20 protein-coding genes and 2 tRNA genes are annotated in these 22,794 nt (G+C 66.0%); 15 read left to right on the forward strand and 7 right to left on the reverse strand.

Features of this window, described 5'->3' with window-relative positions:
• Positions 1-135: 135 nt before the first annotated feature.
• From gyrB to JE033_RS08570, 10 genes are all read left to right on the forward strand, one after another.
• Complete coding sequence (gyrB, locus tag JE033_RS08525; RefSeq protein ID WP_090145780.1) at positions 136-2,130, forward strand: DNA topoisomerase (ATP-hydrolyzing) subunit B; 1,995 nt, start codon at positions 136-138, stop codon at positions 2,128-2,130.
• Entirely contained in the window at positions 2,120-4,690 is a 2,571-nt protein-coding gene (gene gyrA / locus JE033_RS08530; protein WP_370567926.1) for a DNA gyrase subunit A, read from the forward strand. Before gyrB ends, gyrA begins: the two co-directional genes overlap by 11 nt.
• The gene (locus JE033_RS08535) at positions 4,683-5,090 is read left to right on the forward strand and encodes a DUF3566 domain-containing protein (protein ID WP_090145778.1); all 408 of its coding nucleotides are present in this window, start codon (positions 4,683-4,685) and stop codon (positions 5,088-5,090) included. Before gyrA ends, JE033_RS08535 begins: the two co-directional genes overlap by 8 nt.
• 96 nt (positions 5,091-5,186) lie before the next feature.
• Positions 5,187-5,263, forward strand: a tRNA-Ile gene (locus tag JE033_RS08540).
• A gap of 215 nt (positions 5,264-5,478) precedes the next feature.
• Positions 5,479-5,554 (forward strand) — tRNA-Ala (locus JE033_RS08545).
• Positions 5,555-5,775: 221 nt separating this feature from the next.
• On the forward strand, positions 5,776-7,191 hold the full coding sequence (locus tag JE033_RS08550) for a sensor histidine kinase (protein ID WP_234037123.1): 1,416 nt from the start codon (positions 5,776-5,778) through the stop codon (positions 7,189-7,191).
• A complete protein-coding gene (locus JE033_RS08555) occupies positions 7,179-7,895 on the forward strand; it encodes a response regulator transcription factor (protein WP_200330783.1) in 717 nt (238 codons plus the stop codon). The genes JE033_RS08550 and JE033_RS08555 overlap by 13 nt, the downstream gene beginning before the upstream one ends.
• On the forward strand, positions 7,892-8,911 hold the full coding sequence (locus JE033_RS08560) for a hypothetical protein (protein WP_200330785.1): 1,020 nt from the start codon (positions 7,892-7,894) through the stop codon (positions 8,909-8,911). The genes JE033_RS08555 and JE033_RS08560 overlap by 4 nt, the downstream gene beginning before the upstream one ends.
• 88 nt (positions 8,912-8,999) lie before the next feature.
• Positions 9,000-10,211 carry an alpha/beta hydrolase gene (locus tag JE033_RS08565; protein ID WP_200330787.1) on the forward strand — a complete coding sequence of 404 codons (1,212 nt, stop codon included), beginning with the start codon at positions 9,000-9,002 and terminating at the stop codon, positions 10,209-10,211.
• Between the two features lie 9 nt (positions 10,212-10,220).
• Positions 10,221-10,706 carry an NUDIX hydrolase gene (locus JE033_RS08570; RefSeq protein ID WP_090145770.1) on the forward strand — a complete coding sequence of 162 codons (486 nt, stop codon included), beginning with the start codon at positions 10,221-10,223 and terminating at the stop codon, positions 10,704-10,706.
• Positions 10,707-10,859: 153 nt separating this feature from the next.
• Here the strand turns inward: JE033_RS08570 and JE033_RS08575 are convergent, their stop codons facing one another.
• Positions 10,860-11,351: a DNA/RNA helicase gene (locus JE033_RS08575; protein WP_090145767.1), complete on the reverse strand. Its 492-nt coding sequence runs from the start codon at positions 11,349-11,351 to the stop codon at positions 10,860-10,862.
• A 182-nt stretch (positions 11,352-11,533) separates the two neighbouring features.
• Between JE033_RS08575 and JE033_RS08580 the strand changes: the two genes are divergently transcribed.
• Both JE033_RS08580 and JE033_RS08585 read left to right on the forward strand, forming a co-directional pair.
• Complete coding sequence (locus tag JE033_RS08580; RefSeq protein WP_090145765.1) at positions 11,534-12,043, forward strand: peptidylprolyl isomerase; 510 nt, start codon at positions 11,534-11,536, stop codon at positions 12,041-12,043.
• Positions 12,044-12,055: 12 nt separating this feature from the next.
• Positions 12,056-12,982 carry a rhomboid family intramembrane serine protease gene (locus tag JE033_RS08585; protein ID WP_200330789.1) on the forward strand — a complete coding sequence of 309 codons (927 nt, stop codon included), beginning with the start codon at positions 12,056-12,058 and terminating at the stop codon, positions 12,980-12,982.
• A gap of 113 nt (positions 12,983-13,095) precedes the next feature.
• On the opposite strand, the gene JE033_RS08590 is transcribed toward JE033_RS08585, so the two are convergent.
• Positions 13,096-13,371 (reverse strand): cell division protein CrgA, encoded by a 276-nt coding sequence (locus JE033_RS08590; RefSeq protein WP_090145760.1) that lies wholly within the window; start codon positions 13,369-13,371, stop codon positions 13,096-13,098.
• A gap of 59 nt (positions 13,372-13,430) precedes the next feature.
• On the opposite strand from JE033_RS08590, the gene JE033_RS08595 reads away from it, so the two are divergent.
• From JE033_RS08595 to JE033_RS08605, 3 genes are read left to right on the forward strand one after another with little or no spacing between them, the layout of a single operon-like run.
• Positions 13,431-14,210 (forward strand): class E sortase, encoded by a 780-nt coding sequence (locus tag JE033_RS08595; RefSeq protein ID WP_370567927.1) that lies wholly within the window; start codon positions 13,431-13,433, stop codon positions 14,208-14,210.
• Between the two features lie 8 nt (positions 14,211-14,218).
• Positions 14,219-14,368 (forward strand): hypothetical protein, encoded by a 150-nt coding sequence (locus JE033_RS08600; RefSeq protein WP_200331145.1) that lies wholly within the window; start codon positions 14,219-14,221, stop codon positions 14,366-14,368.
• Positions 14,365-15,000 carry a gamma-glutamyl-gamma-aminobutyrate hydrolase family protein gene (locus JE033_RS08605; protein WP_090145758.1) on the forward strand — a complete coding sequence of 212 codons (636 nt, stop codon included), beginning with the start codon at positions 14,365-14,367 and terminating at the stop codon, positions 14,998-15,000. Before JE033_RS08600 ends, JE033_RS08605 begins: the two co-directional genes overlap by 4 nt.
• Positions 15,001-15,069: 69 nt before the next feature.
• Here JE033_RS08605 and pknB read toward each other — a convergent pair whose 3' ends face one another.
• Genes pknB through JE033_RS08630 form a run of 5 tightly spaced genes read right to left on the reverse strand, consistent with a single transcriptional unit; the run spans position 15,070 to position 22,792 of the window.
• Positions 15,070-16,785, reverse strand: a complete 1,716-nt coding sequence (gene pknB, locus JE033_RS08610) for a Stk1 family PASTA domain-containing Ser/Thr kinase (RefSeq protein WP_090145756.1) — start codon at positions 16,783-16,785, stop codon at positions 15,070-15,072.
• A gap of 59 nt (positions 16,786-16,844) precedes the next feature.
• Positions 16,845-18,647, reverse strand: a complete 1,803-nt coding sequence (locus tag JE033_RS08615; protein WP_200330791.1) for a serine/threonine-protein kinase — start codon at positions 18,645-18,647, stop codon at positions 16,845-16,847.
• Positions 18,644-20,131 (reverse strand): penicillin-binding transpeptidase domain-containing protein, encoded by a 1,488-nt coding sequence (locus tag JE033_RS08620; RefSeq protein WP_200330793.1) that lies wholly within the window; start codon positions 20,129-20,131, stop codon positions 18,644-18,646. Before JE033_RS08620 ends, JE033_RS08615 begins: the two co-directional genes overlap by 4 nt.
• Positions 20,128-21,528 (reverse strand): FtsW/RodA/SpoVE family cell cycle protein, encoded by a 1,401-nt coding sequence (locus JE033_RS08625; protein WP_200330795.1) that lies wholly within the window; start codon positions 21,526-21,528, stop codon positions 20,128-20,130. Before JE033_RS08625 ends, JE033_RS08620 begins: the two co-directional genes overlap by 4 nt.
• Positions 21,521-22,792 (reverse strand): protein phosphatase 2C domain-containing protein, encoded by a 1,272-nt coding sequence (locus JE033_RS08630; RefSeq protein WP_090145750.1) that lies wholly within the window; start codon positions 22,790-22,792, stop codon positions 21,521-21,523. Before JE033_RS08630 ends, JE033_RS08625 begins: the two co-directional genes overlap by 8 nt.
• Between the last annotated feature and the right edge of the window lie 2 nt (positions 22,793-22,794).

Consider the following 22,794-nt stretch of genomic DNA (forward strand, 5'->3'; position numbering starts at 1 on the left):
GACGATCCCCGGCGAATCATCGGTTTGCAAGGCCCGTAATGCCCCGTACAGCGCCTGAATCTTGGTAAGCTGGTGGGCGGAAGTACGCAGGGTTCAATCGCGCCCTGAGACGCCCAGATAAGGATCATTCTACGTATGAGTTCAGAGCAGGCGACCGCCACGGAAGATTACGGTGCCGGAGCGATCCAGGTACTCGAAGGGCTCGAAGCGGTTCGCAAGCGGCCTGGCATGTACATCGGCTCCACCGGACCTCGGGGTCTGCATCACCTGGTGTATGAAATCGTCGACAACTCCGTTGATGAGGCACTCGCAGGATATTGCGACTTCATCGATATCACCATTCTCGCGGATGGGGGAGTGCGCGTGGTCGATAACGGCCGCGGCATCCCGGTCGATCAGCATCCGACGGAGGGCCGCTCAACGGTCGAGGTGGTGCTCACCGTTTTGCACGCGGGCGGCAAATTCGGCGGCGGAGGCTACGCGGTGTCGGGCGGATTGCACGGCGTGGGTTCTTCGGTCGTCAACGCCCTCTCGAAGCGGTTCGAGGTCGCAGTGCAGCGCCAGGGTTTCACGTGGAACATGTCGTTCACCGACAGCGTTCCGGACGCGCCGCTCGCTCAGGGCGAGGTGAGCACGGAGACCGGCACGACGATCACCTTCTGGCCAAGCGAAGACATCTTCGAGACCGTCGAGTTCGACTACCAGACGCTCCGCACTCGCTTCCAGCAGATGGCGTTCCTGAACAAGGGCCTTCGCATCGCCCTCACCGATTTGCGCGAGCAGGATCCGGTCGAGAACGCAGAGGGAGAGCTGGTGGCCCCGCCCGCCCCGCATGACGAGTTCATGTACGAGAACGGTATCCAGGACTACGTGCAGCATCTGAACGCGGCGAAGCGCTCCGACCTCGTCAACGAGGAGATCATCTCCTTCGAGGCCGAAGACACCGACCGCAAGATCGCAGCAGAGGTCGCGATGCAGTGGACGACGTCTTACAGCGAAAGCGTGCACACGTACGCCAACACGATCAACACCCATGAGGGCGGCACCCACGAAGAAGGCTTCCGCGCCGCGTTGACCACGCTGGTGAACCGGTATGCGCGTGAGAAGAACATTCTTCGTGAGAAGGACGACAATCTCTCGGGCGACGACGTGCGAGAAGGTCTGACGGCAGTGATCTCGGTGAAGCTCGGAGAGCCTCAGTTCGAGGGACAGACGAAGACGAAGCTTGGAAACACCGAGGCGAAGGCCTTCGTGCAGAAAGTCGTAGGAGATCAGCTCGGAGACTGGTTCGAGCGGAATCCCGGCCCTGCGAAAGACATCATCCGGAAGTCCATTCAGGCGGCTACGGCCCGGCTCGCGGCTCGCAAGGCCCGCGAGACCGCACGTCGCAAGGGTCTGCTCGAGTCGGGCGGAATGCCCGGCAAGCTTTCGGACTGCTCGAGCAAGGATCCTACGATCTCCGAGATCTTCATCGTGGAGGGCGACTCGGCAGGTGGTTCGGCGAAGACGGGACGCAATCCGCATACCCAGGCGATCCTGCCGCTGCGCGGAAAAATCTTGAACGTCGAGAAGGCCAGGCTGGACCGCGCGCTCAACAACGCTGAGGTCCAGGCGATGATCACGGCCTTCGGCGCTGGCATCGGTGAGGACTTCACGCCGGAGAAGGCCCGGTATCACAAGATCGTGCTCATGGCCGATGCGGATGTGGATGGACAGCACATCACGACCCTGCTGCTGACGCTGCTCTTCCGGTACATGCGACCCCTGATCGACCTCGGCTACGTCTATCTCGCGCAGCCGCCCCTGTACCGCATCAAGTGGTCGAACGCGGAAGACGAATACGTCTACAGCGACGCAGAACGCGACTCGCGGCTCGCCATCGGCGCCGAACAGGGACGGCGCCTCATGAAGGAGAGCGGTGTCCAGCGCTACAAGGGCCTGGGCGAGATGAACCACGAAGAACTGTGGGAGACCACCATGAACCCCGAGACCCGCACTCTGCTGCAGGTCACCATGGATGACGCGGCGATCGCCGACGAGATCTTCGCGACCCTCATGGGCGAAGACGTCGAAGCGCGACGCACCTTCATCCAGCAGAACGCGAAGGACGTGCGCTTCCTTGACATCTGAGAACGAGACCCCAGAAACAGAGTCCGACGTCACCCTGGCGGCGGACCACGCCGTCCATGGGCGGATAGATCAAGTCGATCTGCAGCTCGAGATGCAGCGCTCATACCTCGATTACGCGATGAGCGTCATCGTCGGACGAGCGCTTCCCGACGTGCGCGACGGCCTGAAGCCCGTGCACCGACGTGTCATCTACACGATGTACGACGGCGGCTACCGACCCGACAAGGCGTTCTCGAAGTGCACGCGTGTCATCGGCGACGTGATGGGCCAGTTCCATCCTCACGGCGACAGTGCCGTGTACGACTCACTCGTGCGTCTGGTGCAGCCATGGACGCTTCGCTATCCACTGGCGCTCGGACAGGGCAACTTCGGATCTCCCGGAAACGACGGGGCCGCTGCGCACCGTTACACCGAGACGAAGATGTCGCCGCTCGCCATGGAGATGGTGCGGGACATCGACGAGGACACCGTCGACTTCCAAGACAACTACGACGGCCGCACGCAAGAGCCGACTGTGCTCACGGCGCGCTTCCCGAATCTGCTCGTCAACGGATCGGTCGGCATCGCGGTCGGCATGGCCACCAACATTCCGCCTCACAACCTGCGGGAAGTCTCGGAAGCCGCGATCTGGCACCTCGAGCATCCGGAGGCGACTCGCGAAGAGCTGTTGGAAGCGCTCATGGAGCGAGTGCACGGGCCCGATTTCCCGACGGGGGCTCAGATTCTGGGCTCCAAGGGCATTCGCGAGGCCTATCGCACCGGGCGCGGATCGATCACGATGCGGGCGGTCGTCAACATCGAGGAGATCCAGGGCCGCACCTGTCTCGTCGTGACGGAGCTCCCGTACCAGGTGAACCCCGACAACCTCGCCGTGAAGATCGCCGACCTGGTCAAGGAGAACAAGGTTCAGGGCATCGCGGACATCCGCGATGAATCGAGCGGTCGGACCGGCCAGCGACTCGTCGTGGTGCTGAAGCGCGACGCGATCGCCAAGGTTGTGCTGAACAACCTCTACAAGCACACGCAGCTGCAGGAGAACTTCGGCGCGAACATGCTCGCGATCGTCGACGGCATCCCGCGGACGCTCGCGCTCGACGGCTTCATCTCCGCCTGGGCGAAGCACCAGATCGAAGTCATCGTTCGCCGCACGGCGTACCGCCTGAAGAAGGCCGAGGCCGAGGCCCACATCCAGCGCGGCTACTTGAAGGCGCTCGACGCCCTGGATGCGGTGATCGCCCTCATTCGGCGTTCGCCCACGGTCGACGAGGCCCGCGAAGGTCTCATGACACTCCTCGACGTCGACCAGATCCAAGCCGACGCGATCCTCGGTCTGCAATTGCGCCGCCTCGCTGCGCTCGAGCGGCAGAAGATCCTCGATCTCGCAGCGAAACTGGAAGCGCAGATCGCCGAGTACGAGAAGATCCTGGCCTCTCCCTCGGAGCAGCGTGGAATCGTCGTGCAGGAGCTCGGCGAGATCGTCACGAAGTTCGGCGACGATCGGCGCACCGCGATCCTGCACGGGTTCGACGGCGACATGTCCATGGAAGACCTCATCCCCGAGGAAGAAATGGTCGTCACCGTGACGCGCGGGGGATACGTCAAGCGAACCCGAATCGATAACTACCGTTCGCAGCACCGGGGCGGGAAGGGCGTCAAGGGCGCTCAACTGCGCGCTGACGACATCGTCGAGCACTTCTTCGTGACGACGACGCACCATTGGCTCCTGTTCTTCACGAACACGGGGCGCGTGTATCGAGCGAAGACGTACGAAATTCCTGAGGCCGGTCGTGATTCGAAGGGCCAGCACCTCGCGAACCTCCTCGCCCTCGCTCCCGACGAGCAGGTCACGCAGATTCTGGACGTGCGCGACTTCGCCGCAGCGGGGTATCTCGTCCTCGCCACCCGCGATGGATTGGTCAAGAAGACCGCGCTGACGGAGTACGACACGAACCGCACGGGCGGCATCATCGCGATCAAGCTGCGCGACGGAGACGAACTGGTCTCGGCGCTCATCGCCGAGGCGAGCGACGACGTACTGCTCGTTTCACGCCACGGTATGTCGGTGCGCTTCACCGCGTCTGACCAGGCTCTTCGGCCTATGGGGCGCTCGACCAGCGGCGTTCGCGGGATGAACTTCAGGGAGGGCGACGCGCTTCTCGGGGCATCTCGCATCGATGGGAGCGGCGGATACGTCTTCGTCGTGACCGAGGGCGGCTACGCCAAGCGGACCGCTGTCGACGAGTACCGCGTGCAGCAGCGCGGCGGGTACGGCATCAAGGTCGCGAAGCTCGACGAGAACCGCGGCGTGTTGATCGGGTCTCTGATCGTGGACGAGACCGACGAGGTGCTCGCGGTGCTCGCAAGTGGTAAGGTCGTGCGCTCGGGCGTTGCAGAAGTGCCGGCCAAGGGCAGGAACACCATGGGCGTCGTCTTTGCACGATTCCCAGAGCAGGACCGTATTATTGGCATCGCGCGCAATCCGGAGCGTGGGCTCGACGACGATGAGTCCGAGGCCCCCGGGCCCGAGAACGCCGAAAACGAGGAAGACCTGAATGAGTAACACTGTCGCCGACAAGCTGGCCAAGAAGACCCGTAAGAAGGCGCCGGCGAAGCAGGTTCGCCTCAAGCTCGTGTACGTCGACTTCTGGTCTGCGGTGAAGTTCTCGTTCCTCGTGGCGGTGTGCTTCGCGATCGTGAGCGTCGTCGCGACGATCCTGATCTACACCGTGCTGCTGCAGACCGGTGTCTTCGCGCAGGTGGACCAGCTCTTCATGGACATCGTGGGAGAAGACAACAGCCTGATGAAGATCATCGGGTTCCCGCAGGTGCTCGGCTTCGCCGTCGTCGTCGGGATCCTGAACGTCATCGTCGGCACTGCGCTCGGCGCTGTCGGATCGCTCGTCTACAACTTGCTCGTACGGGTTCTGGGCGGTTTCCAGCTCGGTTTCACGAGCAACTGATTCGAGGCCCGGGTCCGAAACGGCCCGGGCCACGCCCGGTATACGAGCCCGATTTCGGATTTGTCTCGGCTTCGGGTAGAGTCATTGCTTGGTCGAGGGGCTATAGCTCAGGTGGTTAGAGCGCTTCACTGATAATGAAGAGGTCCCAGGTTCAAGTCCTGGTAGCCCCACCACAACCACACGAAAGTCCCGCTGAATTCAGCGGGACTTTCGTGGTTTGCGGGACCATTCCCGTGATCGGTGTTCGTCCCCGAGCTCATGATGCCGCCGACGAACGCGCTGGTACGCGGCTCGGCTCGTTTTGCACTTCAGTGCAGATGTCTGTAAAGTAGAGCGAGTTGTTCCGGTCTCGTACGGGAACGGTGAGCGGAGGTTCTCGACCTCCCTCGGGTCCTTAACTCAGTTGGTAGAGTGCCTGCTTTGCAAGCAGGATGTCGGGAGTTCGATTCTCCCAGGATCCACCACCAAGCCCCTGTCGTTCACGACGGGGGCTTTTTCGTTTCACGTGGAACGTCGCCAGGGGCATGTGGAGGCGACATCGCAGCAATGCTCGAACCGTCCGCAGATTCATGCGGGGTACGAAGCCCCGACGGCTGCGCCGCCGCTGCGAAGTAGGGAAAACCCGAAGCGCGTTCTCCGGGTCCCACGCTCACCGACGACCCGGGGGAGCACCTACCGTAGAGACATGATCACTCCTCAAGACTCAGAGGCAGCCACGACGCCGCTGCCTCCGCTCTCCAGCGCTGACGCCGGCGCCGTCCCCGGAGGGCCGCAGGGATCGGCGCCCGGCCCGGGTGCGACCGCGCCATCGCCGGGAGCGCCGGGCATCCCGGCGGCGGCGCCGAGTACTGCTCCAGGCCAGAAGTCGAAGCGGTCGGCACCGCCCGAGGTGAAGACGTCCTCCATCCCCAAGCCGCCGCTCAACCTCCTGCTGACGCTGCTGCATCTCGCAGCACTCGGCGTCGTGGGGTTCACGATCACCGCCGTGCTGCTCGCGCTCATGGGCACCGGCATCGGAATGCTCGTCATCGGAGTCGGTCTCGTGCTGCTCGCAGCGCTGGTCTATGCGCTGTACGGCATCGCCTGGTTCGAGACCTTCCGGGTCGGCGGGCTCTACGGACTGCACGTCTCGGCTCCGCAGTGGCAGCAGCGTCGTGCGCCAGGTTTCAAGGGCTGGTTCACCTCGATGGTGCGGCAGGCGGTGGACGGGCGCATGTGGCGGGCGGTCGCGAACTTCGCCGTCGCGAGCGCTCTCGGCGCCGCGATGCTGGGCCTCGTCCAGGGCTTCGTGCAGGCGTTCGTCTCGGTCTTCCGCACGTTCAACGTCTGGTGGCAGCCGGGCATCATCGGCATGCTCCTCTGCGCAGCAGGCATCGTCGGTCTCGCACTGCTGCACCGGCTCATCTCCGTCGCGATCATCGGATCGACCGCGACCGAGGCCGAGCTCACGGAGACCGCACGCCTGTCGGCGCGTCAGCGCGAAGGCGCGGTGCGCGCAGCGGACGTCGAGCGCACCCGTATCGAACGCGATCTGCACGACGGGGTGCAGCCCCGGCTCGTCTCGGTGGGCATGACCCTCGGACTCGCTCAGGAGAAGATCGATACCGATCCGCAGGCGGCGAAGCTGCTCGTCGCCGAGGCGCACACCTCGACGAAGGCGGCGATCACGGAACTGCGGCAGCTCGCCCGGGGCATCTACGCCTCGGTGCTCGACGACCGCGGGCTGGACGCGGCGCTCTCGGCGCTCGCTGCACGCTCCCACATCCCGGTGCACCTCGACGTGCGGTTGACCGACCGCTGCAGCCGCGACGCGGAAGCCGCTGTGTACTTCGCCATCGCTGAGTCGCTGACGAACGCGGCGAAGCACTCCCGCGCCAGCGAAGCCCGCGTGGTGGTGCGCATGCGCGAGGACGGCCCAACGCAGGCGCCCCAGCTGTGGGCTCGAGTGGAGGACAACGGCATCGGGGGAGCCCGGGTCACGCCCGGAGGCGGCCTCGACGGGATCATGAACCGGGTGCTCGCCGCGGGCGGCACGACCCGGCTCGACAGCCCGAACGGCGGCCCGACGACCCTGGAGGTGAGCGTCCCATGCGCATCCTGATCTGCGAGGACTCCGTGCTGCTGCGGGAGGGCCTGGTTCGTCTGCTCGAACACGGCGGGCACACCGTCGTGGCGGCGCTGCCCGAAGCCAGTGGTCTCCTCGAAGCGGTGGAGGCCAATGATCCCGAGTTGTGCATTCTGGATGTGCGCCTCCCGCCGACGTTCACCGACGAGGGCATCCTCGCCGCGCTGGAGCTGCGTCGCCTCCGCCCCGGGCTCCCGGTGCTGGTGCTCTCCCAGTACGTGGAAGAGCGTTACGCGAGCGAACTGATCGCGGCGCAGGGCGGAGCCTTCGGATACCTGCTGAAGGACCGTGTGGCCGACGTGGGCGAGTTCATCGAGTCGGTGCGACGAATCGCAGGAGGAGCCACAGTGCTCGACCCCGAGGTCGTGGCTCAGCTCCTGACGCGCAGGTCTCGAGACGACCGGATGCGAGCGCTCACCGAGCGGGAGCGCACGGTGCTCGCGGCACTCGCCGAGGGCCGATCGAACCAGGCGATCGCCGCTCTGCTCTTCCTCTCCGAGGCGAGCGTCGAGAAGCACATCACGGCGATCTTCCAGAAGTTGCAGCTCGAGCCAGACGGCGGAGGCAATCGTCGGGTGCTCGCCGCCATCGCCCACTTCGAGAGCATCGGATCCTCCTCAACGGTGGCATCCGACGCCGATCGACCTTCCCAGTACCCACAGACCGGAGCTTCAGCATGAACACCCCCACAGACCCGCACCAGCACCCGTCACAGCCGGAGGGGCCCTCCGCACAGCATCACGGGCAGCAGCCCTCCGCACCGAGCCCCACCGGGGCTTCGGGCAAGCAGTCCCCAACGTCCCGCGCCATCCTCGTGGTCACCGCGGCTGTCGGCGGCGTGGCGCTCCTGGCGGTCGGTGTCTCGGCGGCCTACGCCGCCATCGCGCCGCAGCGCTTCGACGGCATCGAGGCGATCGTCGGCGACGCGAACGCCGAGAACGGATTCGACGATGCAGACGATGCTGCAGTGCCCGCCGTGGGCGACGGCTCCGGAACGCAGACGTATTTCGCGAACGTCGACGACGTGCAGTCGCTCGACCTGGATATCGCGGCAGCCGGCTTCGAACTCGCATTCGGCGACGTCACCGAGGCTGAACTCGTCACGAGTGGCGACCGGGCCGAGGAATGGGTGGTGAGCGTCGAGGAGGGGGAGTTGAGCGTCGAGACCCCGGCCAGGGCGTTGACTGCTGGGTGCCTCTTCACCTGCGGGGCGGGTGGACTCGGCAACGCGACGGCCACACTGACCCTTCCCGAGTCGATGAGCGAGAGTGGCAGGCTCGATGCGGAGATCAGCGTCGAAGGGGGAGCGGTGCGCGGAGCCGGCTCCTTCCGCTCGCTCGACCTCGGACTCGAGGCGGGCGAACTCCGTCTGGAAGGCAGTGCGCAGCGTCTCGCGGTCGAGGTCGAGGCCGGGAAGGCCGAGCTGGACTTCGCGGATGTCGTCACAGCAGAGGTCGGTGTTGAAGCCGGCTCGGCGCGCCTGTCGCTGACGGGCGAGGCTCCGGATCGCGTGTCCGTCGATGCGAGTGCCGGCAGCGCCGCCCTCGACCTGCCGGAAGCGGACTACCGCGTCGACGCGAAGACCGAACTCGGTGAACTCGACGATCGCCTGTCGAAGAGCGACGATTCGGCAGCCGCAGACGCGGCGCACGTGATCACGGTTCGCGCCGAAGCTGCGAAGGTGACGCTGCAGTGAGGTGAGCCCGTGCACACCGCGACGTCAGGGTGGGCACGGTGACGACCTTCCGCCCCGCCGCGGCCCATGCGACCCGTACACTGGGCGCATGGACCACGGCGGGGTTTCTGCGCGACACGGCCGATCGGCGAGGCCGAGCGCAGCGGCCCGCGATCCGGCACCCGCCGGGCCGCACACGGATCGCTCGGCGACCACGCTCCCGGCTGAAGCACCTCAACCGACGGTGGTCGAGACCCGCGAGCCGCTGAGCTGGAGGCCCGACATACTCGGCCCCGGCTTCGAGGCGGCCGAACTCGATCTCGGAGCGGATGACGAGGGGCCGCTGGTCGCGACCCTCGTCAGGTGCCTGCCAGACGACCGGTCACTGCTCGATCGCGTGCTGCATCGCACCCGGGTGCTGGAGGACGTCGACGTGCTCTACGTGCACGGGTGGTCCGACTACTTCTTCCAACGTACGATGGCCCGTTTCTGGACGGACCGCGGCGCCCGGTTCTACGCGCTCGATCTGCGCAAGTACGGTCGGAGTCTGCGAGATGGACAGACGCCGGGCTATATCGAGAACCTCGACGAGTACGACCTCGAGATCGGCATGGCTCTCGATGCGCTGGGGCATCCCGAGCGCGGGTCCGGCGAGACGCAGCATCGCCCGGGCTCGGAGCGCAAGCTGATGCTCTTCGGCCATTCCACCGGCGGGCTGGTGTTGAGCCTCTGGGCGTCGCGGCACTCGGGGCGCGCTGACGGCCTCGTGCTCAACAGCCCGTGGCTCGAGTTCCAGTTGACCGGAGCCGGGCGACAGATGCTGGCACCACTGCTCGATCTGGGGGCCCGATTCAACCTTCGCGACTCGGCGCCCCAGTTCGACGCCGGGCTGTACACGCGCGCGCAGCGCGAGGTGGGCCCCGCCGATGAGCTGGACTTGATCGACGAGCGGTGGCGACCGACGCGGAGCCATGCGGTGCTGACGGTTTGGTTGCGCGCGATCCTGGCCGGCCATGCGCGCGTGAGCCGAGGCCTCGGCATCGAAGCCCCGATGATGATGCTGCTGTCGGCGCGGTCGGCCTTGCCGTTGAAGTGGGACCCGAGTCTCACGAGCGCCGACACCGTGCTCGAGGTCGATGAGATCGCCAAGGCATCCCTACGACTGGGCGCATCGCTCACCATCGAACGGCTCGACGGCGCCCTGCACGACGTCTTCCTCTCCCGAGACGCCGTGCGCGCGGAGGCCTATCACCGGCTCGACCGCTGGCTCGTCGGCTGGGCTGCGGCGCGCGGTCAGCGGTCGCGGCGCCCGACCGACTAGGCTCGGATCATGGATCTTCGGGTGGCCGCCTACGCGGTGGTTGAGCGGCGTGGCAAGATCCTGCTCACACACTGGCGACGGGGTCACTTGCACGGGTGGACGCTGCCAGGCGGCGGCATCGAGAACGGCGAGGATCCACGGGACACCGTCGTGCGCGAGGTCGCCGAGGAGACCGGGCTCGAGGCGCGCGTCGGCAAACTGCTCGGCGTCGACTCGCGCGTGATGATTCGGGAGGAAGTGCCCGCCGGGGACAACCCGGAGCTGCACACCATTCGCATCGTCTACCGCGCCACCGTCGTGGATGGGCCATTGCGGAACGAGGTGGACGGATCTTCGGACGAGGCGCGTTGGGTCGCTCTTCGCGATCTCAAATCGCTGCGCACGCTCTCCCTCGTGCAGACGGGGCTGCGGATGGCCGGCCTCAACCGGCGGCCATCGGGAAAGCCCGGAAAGGGCGCAAACCGCCAGAATCGAGCAGCCAAACCGCGGAAGTAAGCGCTGGCGACCGAGCGATTCTCTCCTGACGCTGCCGAGTTCCGGCGTCCCTGATGCTGGCGCATGCCGACGTGAGAATCAGCCGACGTTCTCCGGTGAAACGACGAATGGCGCCCGGGCTCGTGTGCCAGGACGCCATCCACCGCATCGGAATCAGTTCTCGGGTGCGACCCAGAGCTCATCGTCCGTGCGGAATGCCTGCCAGAGCGCGTACCCCACGCCCGCCGCGGCGACCACGCCGAGACCCAGCGCGATCACGCCGCCAGCGCTCTTCTTCGGCTTGAGATACCCCGAGCGCTCGCCGAATCCGCGAACCTTCTTCGCCGCCTTCGGGTTGTCGATCTCGTCGAGCGCTTGAATGGTGCGCGCAAGGGCGCTCGCGACGAACGGCGTCGTGGCCCGACGCACGGTGTCTGCTGCCCGCCGCGCCGATGCGACCCCGCGATCGACGGTCGGACGGACTGCCTCGATGGCGCCGTCCACGCGCGGCATCAGGTGCTCATCGCTCAGTCGACGAGCCTGTCCACCGGCCTGACCGAGCACCTCCCCGGCGTGTCCCAGTACGACCCGCTGCTGATCGAGCAGCTCCTGGGCGTTCTTCCGCAGCTTCCGGAGTTCGCGGCGGCGCTTACGTGAGAGATTCATTCGTATCCTCCTTGCTCGACGAGGCAATCCTTTGGCCATATCACCCGTAGCCTCCACGCTACACCGAACCCGCCCGGCGGCGGCGGCCGGATCCCCGGAAACCGCGCGTTGTCAGGGTTTCCCAGGCTCCGAAGGGCCTTGACAACACTTTCTTCACACGCCCCCCGGCCTACACTGGTCGCATGACGATTCACTCCTCTGTAGCCACCATCCACACGAACCACGGCGACATCGTGGTCAACCTGTTCGGAGATCACGCTCCGAAAACCGTGAAGAACTTCGTCGATCTCGCCGAGAAGGGGTTCTACGACGGCGTGATCTTCCACCGCATCATCCCGAACTTCATGATCCAGGGCGGCGACCCCACCGGCACCGGCACCGGCGGCCCCGGCTACACCTTCGACGATGAGATCCATCCCGAGCTGGGCTTCACCGAGCCGTACCAGCTCGCCATGGCGAACGCGGGAAAGCGTCCCGACATGACCGGTCGCCTCGCGGGCACCAACGGCTCGCAGTTCTTCATCACGACCACGGCTCCTGATTGGCTCAACGGCAAGCACACCATCTTCGGCGTCGTCGCCGACGATGCGTCGAAGGCCGTCGTCGATGCGATCTCGAGCGTGCAGACCGGCGCTCAGGACCGTCCGGTCGACGACGTCGTGATCTCCGGCGTCGATATCGCCGCAGCATAAGGAAGAGTTCAGGTGACGAACGGGTCGGGGCCGGCGTTCGGCGAACGGGTCGAGCCCGGCCCCGACGACGTCTGCTACCGGCATCCGGGCGTGCGGACCTTCGCGCTCTGCCAGCGGTGCGGTCGAACGATCTGCGGAGACTGCCAGGTCACCTCTGCGGTCGGCGTGCTCTGCCCGGAGTGCACGAAGGAGATGCGCGCGCCCGCGAGGAAACGCGCAGCTCGATCCACCAGGGTGGCCGGCCGCAGAATCGCGGCGATGGATGCCCCGGTGACGTACGGGATCATGCTGCTCTGCGCAGTGGTCTTCGTCGCGCAGTGGTTGAGCGCGACGTTCGGCGGGAACGAGGTCACCGCGGCGCTCTGGTACGCGCCGCTGTATTCGATGCCAGGCGTGTTCGAGCCCTGGCGCATGCTGACCGTGATGTTCACGCATTCGACGGGCTTCATCTTCCACATCCTGTTCAACCTCTACGCACTCTGGTTGTTCGGGCGCAATCTCGAACAGGCCATCGGGCGAGGGGCGTTCGCCGTGCTGTACGTGTTCGCGGGCATCGGCGGATCGCTCGGCGTGATGATGTGGGCGTACTTCGACCCGCAGTCTCTCGTGTATCCGACGGTGGGTGCATCGGGCGCCATCTTCGGAGTTCTCGCCGCCACGTTGGTCACGATGCGCGCAGCCCGCGTCAATGTGACGTCGCTCGCGGTGCTCATCGCGATCAACTTCGCCTTCGGATTGATCCCGGGCGCGCAGATCTCATGGCAGGCCCATCTCGGCGGCATGGTCGTGGGTGCCGCTGCGATGTGGGTGATCCTCGCCACACGCGGTGTGCGGCGCAGAAAGCAGCGCGTCGCCGGCCTCGTCGCGCTCGGCGCCGTGCTCGTGCTCGCATCGGGAGCGTACTTCGTCGTCGCCCCAGCTGCGAACCTCGTCGCCTGAGACGCCCCCAGAACTGACTGAGGCCCGGCATCTGCCGGGCCTCAGTCAGTTATCCACAGGTTCATCCCCACCTGGGGAGGAATTACACCCGTGTGATTCGGAAAATGACGACGTTACTTCCACCACGGCGTCATGAGGAAGCCCACGAGCACGAGGCCGAAGCCGATGAAGATGTTGGCCTGTCCGAACGCGGGGACGGGGAGCTGGAGCCCGGCGCTGGTGATGTAGTAGAGCACGATCCACACGAGACCGAGCAGCATGAAGCCGAACATGACCGGCTTGAACCAGACGGGATTCGGAGCATCTTTCCGTGCGGCCGCAAGGTCTGCACGATTCTGCGCAACCTCGGCCGAGTTTCGCTTACTAACATTCTTTCCAGGTGCTGCCATGGGTGACAGTCTACCCGGAACCTGGCTCACGCCCAGTGAGCGGGCTTTAGAATGTGGGGGTGAGCGAGACAGTCGAGAGAGGCCGCCGGCGCCGTCGCGCCAGGTTGAGCCCGTTGACCGTGATCGGCGAATTGCTGCTGGTCGGGGGTCTCGCCGTCATGGGCTACATCGTCTGGCAGCCCTGGCACACCGGCGTCGGTGTCACAGCCAAGCAGACTGATCTTTCGGCTGAAGACTCTGCCCGGTGGGACAGCGAAGCAGCGTCGGCACCGTTCGACGGAGTCGTTCCGGTCACGGCTCGCCCCGCGGATGCCGAAGTATTCGCGGTATTGCGCGTGCCGTCTTTCGGTACCACGTACGCGAACCGTGTGGCGGAGACCACTGACTGGGACACCGTCCTGAATTTGGACGACAAGGGCATCGGCCATTACGAGATGACGCAGATGCCAGGCGAACCTGGCAATGTCGCGCTCGCGGGCCACCGTTCCGGGCCGCTCATCAACTCGTTCCGCGAGGTGATGAATCTGCGCGTCGGCGATCCGCTGTTCGTGGAGACCGCGGACGGTTGGTACACCTACCGGTTCCGGTCGATCGAGTACGTGCTGCCGGATGAGACCGACGTACTGAACCCGTTCCCCCGTCTCGAGGGAACCCCGGGCGACGATCAGATTCTGACGCTGACCACGTGTCACCCGAAGATGGCCGGGAGCGACGAGCGCGCGATCGCCTACTCCGTGTACGAAGGATTCCAGCCTCGCTCCGACGGCCCGCCGCAGGAGCTTCTGGAACTCAATCCGACGATGGGTGCAACCCAGGCCCTCAGAGGGGATCAGGAATAGTGTTCTCGATGCTCTGGCGTTTCTTCCCCGGCCCGGCATGGCTCCGGGTCATCGTGCTGCTGCTCGTTGCGGCGGCCATCGTGTACGCGCTCATCGCGTACGTCTACCCCTGGGTCGCCACGCAGATGCCTGGCGAGGAAGTGACGGTCAACACGTGAGCAAGATCCTGGTCATCGACAACTACGACAGTTTCGTCTACACGCTGAACGGGTACCTGCAGCAGCTCGGCGCTGAGACGCATGTGCTGCGCAACGACGAGGTCACCCGCGGAGGCCTTGAAGCCCTCGTCTCCGAGTACGACGGCGTGCTGATCTCCCCGGGCCCGGGGACGCCGACGGACGCCGGTGTCTCCATCGCCATGGTCGACGTTGCGCTCCGCACCGGCGTGCCGCTGCTCGGCGTGTGCTTGGGCCACCAGGCCATCGCTGAAGCGCTCGGAGCCACCGTCACTCACGCGGAAGAGCTGATGCACGGCAAGGTCTCGCGCGTCATCCACACTGACGATCCGTTCTTCGACGGCGTGGCTCGTGAGTTCGATGCGACGCGGTACCACTCGCTCGCGGTGGTGCGCGACACGGTGCCCGACAGTCTGGTGATCACCGCGGAGACTGCGAGCGGGATCGTCATGGCGGTGCGTCACCGCGAGCTCCCGATCTACGGCGTGCAGTACCATCCGGAATCGGTACTCACCGAGGGCGGGTACCAGCAGCTGGGCAACTGGCTCGCAGTCGTCGGCGTCCCGAACGCGGCGGAAGTCGCGCGCACCCTGTCGCCGCTGCTGATCGACTGACTCCGCGGCCACCGCGTGCGCGGGGAACTGCGGGGACTGCGGCGGACGACCGCCACGTTCACCCGCAGGTCAGCCTGCGCAGTACTTCAGGGTGAGAGCGGAACGCTGCGCCTGGGACCCGACGATCGACTGCTCGATGATCGGATACCCCTCGACGGTGGGGCACGACGGGTCGGGCGTGTAGGTCACGTTCAGACCGAGGCTCTCCACCATCGACTTCGCGACCTGCATCGGCTGCGCCACGACCTCCGGCACCTGCACGTTGCCGCTCGACACCACCATCTCGACGCCGGAGCCCGACTCCAGCTCCGTACCCGGCTCGGGCGTCACGCTGAGTACGCGACCCGCAGCCTCGGTGGGGTCGTCTTGCTTCGACACGATGCCGACGGTGAGGCCGAGATCTTCCAGCTTCTGCCGATAGTCGTCTTCGGACATGCGGCCGACCGACGGAACCTTCGCGGTCTCCGGCCCGGTAGAGATGTAGATCGTGATGCTGTCGCCGGAGGTCAGCACTGAGCCGGCCTCCGGCTCGGTGGAGATGATGTGGTCGTTGGCGATCGTCTCGCTCGTCTGCTCCACGCTGATGGTCGTGAGCTCGAGATCGCGCAGTCGGTCGAGCGCTTCGCCGCGCGGCATGTCGATAAGATCGGGCACCTCGCGCGACGAATCCGGGAGGAATTCCTGCGGCGCCAGGGTGACCAGCCAGAAGACGACGGCGACGATCACAGCGCCGATGGTGAGAATCGCGGCCCAGGTCCACATGACCGGCGGGCGGCTCTGCGTGCGCGTCGCGCCGCCCCCCTCGGAGAGCTGGCGGAGCGCGAGATCCGACTCGGATACCTCCTCGCCGCCGGAGAACAGCACCGTGTCCTGCTGCTGCACGGCGAGCTTCGGCATGCGCCCCTCAGCCGCTTCACGGAGAGCCTCACGGAACTCGGACGCCGACTGGAAGCGCTTGGCGCGATCCTTCGCGAGACCGTAGAGCACGACGCGGTCGAGTTCGGGCGTCACCTCTGGTTCGCGATCGCTCGGCGGCTTGGGGCGTTCGCTCACATGCTGGTACGCGACCGCGACTGCGGTGTCGCCGCGGAACGGCACGTCGCCCGTGAGCAGTTCGTAGAGCATGACCGCGGTCGAGTAGAGATCGGTGCGAGCATCGATCGATTCGCCCTTGGCCTGCTCGGGCGAGAAGTACGCTGCGGTGCCGAGAATCGCCGTCGTCTCCTGCAAGGTCGACGACGTGTCGGAGACGGCGCGGGCGATGCCGAAGTCCATCACCTTCACCTGACCACTCTTCGTGATCATGATGTTCGCGGGCTTGATATCGCGGTGGACGATGCCGGCGCGATGAGAATACTCGAGCGCCGTCAGCACCGAATCCACGACACGGCACGCCTCCGACTGCGACAGCCGGCCCTTGGCCTCGAGCTGACGGAGGTTGGTGCCCTCGACGTACTCCATGACGATGAACGGCAGGCGCTTCGGGCCATCGGCCGTCTGAATCAGGTCGTCACCGGCGTCGAAGACGCGGACCACCGTGGGGTGGGCCATGCGCGACGCGGACTGGGCCTCCTGACGGAAGCGCGAGCGGAACTGCGCGTCTCCCGCGAGGTCGGCCTTCATCACCTTGATGGCGACTTGACGGCCCAGCTTCGTGTCGGTGCCCCGATACACGGTCGCCATGCCACCCTGGCCGACGAACTCCCCGATCGCGTACCGGCCGGCGAGAATTCGCTGTTCGCCGACATCGGTCGTTTCGGGCATGTTCACCTCTTCCGTGGTCATGGATTATCGTCCTCAGTTTATCTCGATGCGAACCGGGATTTCGCCGTGTGGCCGAGCTGTTACCCTTCGTCGTCGCCGTTCGACCCCGAATTCGGGTTGCCGTTCGGGTTGCCCGAACCGTTCGACCCGGAGTTCGAGCCGGTGGTCGGGGCCTTCTCGGGTGCTTCGACGGCGATCGTCAGGCCGGGAGATGAGGGGGATACTCGCTCAGCCCCGTTCCCCTGGCACGACACGGTATACGCGACGGTGATCGTGCCGTTGCTCGCGCCTTCCTCGAGCTCTTCTGCGACGAGGTTGACGGTGGTCCCCGAAAGGCTCGCAAAACTGCTTTCGGGGCTGACCGCCATATTGTAGTTCGTGACCTGCATGCCGGTGGGGCAGACGTACGTCGGCAGCGAGACGGTGAATGACGCGCCTGACTTGACGGAGCTCGGGCCGGTCGGTGCGCCCGGGGCGGGTGCCTCACCGTAGGCGACGTTGTAGGTCAGGGTGATCGGCTCGTCGAGCGGCACGCTGCTGCCGGTCGGGTTGACCGAGGTCACCAGGTTGACCTGATCATCGGGGGCCTGATTGCCGGGGGCGGTCGTCACGTTGGTGAAGCCGAGTCCCTGCAGGTACCCGACGGCCTCCTCGACGTTCCGCCCGACGACTTCGTCGCCGTTCACGACGCCCGTGGTGGGCTCCGGGGGAGTCGTGGTCTTCGTGGGAGTGGTGGTGCGCTTCGGCGTCGAGGTCGTCGGCTGCTGGTTGGCGTCGTCGTTGCCGTTCAACAGGGCGATCGCCGTGCCGCCGCCGATGAGCAGCAGCAGCACGAGCAGGGTGATCAGCGGCCAGGTCCAGGGGCTCCGCTTCTTCTTCTTCGGTTCTTCCTCGACCGGGGTCTCGTCGTCCGCGATATCGGCGCCCGCAACGGCGCCCGCCATGGCCGTGGTGCGCGGCAGCGCCGTGGTCGCCGCATCGTTCGAGGCGGTCTGCGGCAGCGCCATGGTCGCGGGCTGACTGTCGCCGAGCACCTGCGGAACGTAGCTCGCGGCAAGCTGCACGTCGCCGCGGTGCAGTGCGGTCGCGGCCTGCGCCAGCTTCGCGGCCGTCATCGGCCGACCTGCCGCATCCTTCGCAAGGCAGGCGTACACGAGGTTGCGCACGGGCTCGGGAATGTCGTTCGGCAGGTCGGGCGGCGTGTCGTTGATCTGTGCCATCGCGATGGCCACCTGCGATTCCCCGGTGAAGGGGCGCTTGCCGGCGAGGCACTCGTAGGCGACGACGCCGAGCGAGTAGATGTCGGTCGCCGCGGTCGCCGTGTGCCCGCTGGCCTGCTCCGGCGCGAGGTACTGCACGGTGCCCATGACCTGACCGGTCGCGGTGAGCGGTACCTGGTCGGCGATGCGCGCGATCCCGAAATCGGTGATCTTCACGCGCCCCTCAGGCGTGATGAGCAGGTTGCCCGGCTTGATGTCGCGGTGCACCAGGCCGGCGTCGTGGGCTGCCTGCAACGACGTCGCGGTCTGCGCGACGATGCCGAGCACGCGGTTGGCGGGGAGGCGCCCCTCGCGATCGATGATCGCAGAGAGCGGTTCGCCCGGGACGAGCTCCATCACGATGTACGCGGAGCCCTGCTCCTCGCCGTAATCGAACACGTTGGCGATGCCTTCGTGGTTCACGAGAGCGGCGTGACGGGCCTCCGCGCGGAAGCGCTCGAGGAAGCCCGGATCCCCCATGTACTCGTCTTTGAGGATCTTGATGGCGACGGTGCGGCCGATAATGCTGTCGGTCGCCTTCCACACTTCACCCATGCCACCGACGGCGATCCTCGAGCTGAGCTCGTAGCGTCCGCCGAATGTGATCCCTGCCGCTGGCCTCATTCGCTCAACACCGCTTCCATTACTCGTTTTCCAACAGCCGTGGGGAGATCGAACGAGCCCCCCTCATTTCCGAAGTTCGCGCCGCCGCCGTCGGCGACCACAACGGCTACCGCGACCTCCGGGTCCTCTACCGGTGCGAAACCAGTGAACCACAGCGTGAAGGGAAGATCATTCCCATCTGCGTCCGTGCCGTTCTCCGCGGTACCGGTCTTGCCCGCGACGCGCACGCCGTCGATGCCCGCATTCTGCGCGAGACCGTCCGGCGTGTTCACACCGCGCTCCATCATGCCCGCGACCGCATCCGCCGTCTTCTTCGAGACCGGCTGACTGAACTCCTCGGGCGCGTACTCCTTCTCGACCTTCAGATCAGGCGTGATCACCTTGTCGACGAGGTACGGCTTCATGACCGTTCCGCCGTTGGCGATGCCCGCCGAGACCATCGCGATCTGCAGCGGCGTCGCACGCACATCCTGCTGACCGATCGAGGAGAGGGCGACCTGCGCCTTGCTCTCCGGCACCGGCGACTGGCTCGGCGTCACCGGAGTCGGAATCGCGATCTCCTGCTCGAACCCGAACTTCGCGGCCATCTCCGGCACGGCGTTGTCGTCCATCTTCGTCGTCATCTCGGCGATCGGGATGTTGCACGAGAGCACGATCGCCTGATCGAGCGTCGCCTTCTCACCGGGGCCGCAGGTGCTGCGCGACGCGTTCTGCAGCACGGAGGTCGACTGGGGCAGCGTCCACTGCGCCGGGTTGTCGAACTCCGTCGACGGCGTCGCCTCGCCGGCTTCGATCGCGGCGGCGGCAGAGATCAGCTTGTACACCGAGCCCGGGTGGTAGAGGTCGCCGGCGATGGCGCGGTTCTGGAGCGGCTGCGCGGGGTCATCGTTGAGCTGGCGGTAGTTCGTGATGATGTCGGCGTCGTTGTTGCTCGACAGCGCGTTGGGATCGAACCCTGGCGTCGAGGTGAGCGCGAGAATCCTGCCGGTCTTCGGCTCGACGGCCACGACGGCGCCCTCGAACCCGTTCTCGGTCATCGCCGCATACGCCGCTTCCTGGGCCGCGGGGTCGATCGTGGTCTCCACCGAGCTGCCCTGCGGCTCGACGCCGTTCAGGGTGTTCATGATGCGCGTGAAGAACTGCGCGTTGCCGCTTCCCGAGAGGTCCTGGTTCATCGCGGACTCCAGGCCCGTCATGCCCTGGGTGCGCGAGAAGTAGCCGGTGAGCGGCGCGTACATCGGCCCGTTCGCGTACTGGCGCACGTACTGGAAATCGTCGTCGGTCGGCGTCGAGTAGGCGACCGGATCGCCATCGACGAGGATCGCGCCGCGCTCCACCTTGTAGCTGTTCATGAGCGCGCGCGAGTTCAACGAGTTGGCGCGCAGGTCGTCGGCCTGCACGAACTGGATCATCGTGACCGAGAAGAAGAGCACGATGAACATGCCGAAGACGGCGCGGGTAATGATCTTGAGGGGCTTGTTCATGCGCGGATCACCAGCTTCGGTCGATTGCGTACCGAGTTCGAGAGCAGGATCAGCAGAGCGATGATGATCCAGTTGGAGACCAGCGACGAGCCGCCGGCCGCGAGGAACGGCGCCGTGAGACCCGTCAGCGGGATCACGCGTGTGACACCGCCGACGACGATGAAGACCTGGAACGCGATGGTGAACGCGAGCCCGGCGGCCAGCAGCTTGCCGAAGTCGTCGTGCCCGGCGAAGCCGATCCGGAGCCCGCGGCCGACCAGCAGCAGGTAGGCCGCGAGAATCACGAAGATTCCGATCAGACCCAGCTCTTCACCGAGGCTCGGGATGATGTAGTCGCTGAACGAGAGCGGCGTCACCCACGGGTAGCCCTGTCCCAGTCCGGTGCCGGTCATGCCGCCGTTCGCCATTCCGAAGAGCCCCTGCACCATCTGGTAGCTCGCACCGTTGGGGTCGGCGAACGGGTCGAGCCAGTTCGCGAAGCGGTTGCCGACGTAGCTCAGCGTCTGGCTCGCGATGAGCCCTCCGGCCAGGAAGAGGCCGAGCCCGAGAATGATCCAGCCGATCCTGCCCGTCGCCAGGTACAGCATCGACAGGAACAGGCCGAAGTAGAGCAGCGAGGTGCCGAGGTCCCGCTGGAAGACCAGCACGGACATCGCGGCGAGCCAGAAGACGATGAGCGGCCCGAGGTCGCGGGCGCGCGGGAAGCGGATGCCGAGGATCTTCTTCCCGGCCATCGCGAGCGAGTCGCGGCTGCGCACGAGATAGCCCGCGAAGAAGATGGCGAGCAGGATCTTGGCGATCTCGCCCGGTTGGAAGGAGAACCCTCCGATGTTGATCCAGACCCGTGCGCCGTTGATGGTCTGCCCGATGCCCGGGAGCATCGGCAGGAGCAGGAGCACGACGGCCGCGAGGCCCGTGAGGTAGGTGTAGCGGAACAGCACCATGTGGTTGCGGATCACCCACAGCACGATGATCGCGGCGATGACCGCGATGGTCGACCACAGCAGCTGGCGCACGGGATCGGCCGCTTCCTCGTCGAACGAGATGCGGTAGATCATCGCGATGCCCACCATGTTCAGCATCGCCGCGATCGGCATGATGAGCGGGTCGGCATCGGGAGCGATGCGGCGGATCGTCAGGTGCAGGCCCACCAGTGCGACGGCGAAGGCGATGCCCATCGGCAACAGTCTCGTGGACGGCTCACCGCCCACGGTGAGGTCGATGATGACGATCGCGCCGACGCCGATGGCAATCGCGAAGAGGAGCAGCGAGAGCTCGAGCGCCTGCAGCTTGCGCGGCGCGCGTAACGCCGTGATGCGCTGCAGCACGGTCTCGCTGGTGCGGGTCTTCTCGAAGGTGCGGGCTTCCGCGCCGCCCGAGGGCTGGGCGTCACTCATCCGTATCCCCCAATCGCAGCACGATATCGCGGGCTTCCTCCAGCGAACCCGCCGTGAGCGTGCGCTTCACCTGGCGCTGCTCGAGGCCGTCGAGGTCTTCGAGAGGTATCTCGGTGTCCTCGGCGACCGAGTAGAGCGAGAGCGCGCCGATGTTCTGCTGCACGCCCTGGTAGATGATCACCGTCTCGTCGTTCGTGCCGACGAAGTAGCGGGTCTGCGTCCACTGATACCCGACGAGCAGGGCGCCGCCGATCGCGACGAGCACGGCGACCGCGCCGAATGCCCAGAGCAGACGGCGACGCCGGTTGCGGCGCTTGGTCTCTGCGATGAGCTCGGCGAGATACTCGTCGACGCGCGACTCGAAGTGGCTCTCCTCGACGACCGGGGCCTTGCGAACCGCGCGCTTGCGGCTCAAGAGGCGATTGCGCGCCGTGGAGGTGGTCCCGTCCATCGCCGCTTCAGTGGTGGCTGCCGAACCTGCGAAGCGCCGGCCCTCCTGCTTCAGCTCGAGCGTGTCACCGGGATCGACCGCGGGAGCGGCGACGGTCTCGACGAGAACCACGGTGACGTTGTCGGGGGCGCCGTGCGAGAGGCTCTTGTCGATGAGGGCGTCGACGCCGCCCTGCAGAGTCGAACGACGCCGCAGGATCTTCTCGATGTCGACGTCGTCGACGTACCCGCACAGGCCGTCGGAGCACAGCAGCCAGACATCGCCCGGCTGCGTGTCGACCACCTGCGTGTCGACCTGCGGCGACGAATCCACGTCGCCGAGCACGCGCATCAGCACCGAGCGGCGAGGATGGATCTTCGCCTCCTCCTCGGTGATCTTGCCGCTGTCGACGAGGCGCTGCACGAAGGTGTGATCCTTCGTGATCTGCTGGAGCGCGTCGTCGCGCAGCAGGTACAGGCGGGAATCGCCGATGTGGCCGATGGCCAGCTGATCCTCGACGGGAATGAACCCCGTGAAGGTCGTTCCCATACCCGCCAGCTCGGGGCGGTCGCGCACGGTGGAGCGGAGCTTCGTGTTCGTGTCGAGGATCGCCGTGCGCAGCACATTGGTCATCGCCTCCGGGCTGCCCATCGGCGGCACATCGAGCTCTGCCATGGCTTTCGCCGCGATCGCGGAGGCGACGTCACCGCCCGCGTGACCGCCCATGCCGTCGGCGACGAGGTAGATGTAGTCTCCGGCGAAGGCGGAATCCTGGTTGTTCGACCGCACCATGCCCACATGGGAGCCGATGGCGCTCGTATACGCGACCGTCACGC

The organism is Leucobacter sp. L43 (assembly GCF_016597785.1).
GTDB lineage: Bacteria > Actinomycetota > Actinomycetes > Actinomycetales > Microbacteriaceae > Leucobacter > Leucobacter alluvii.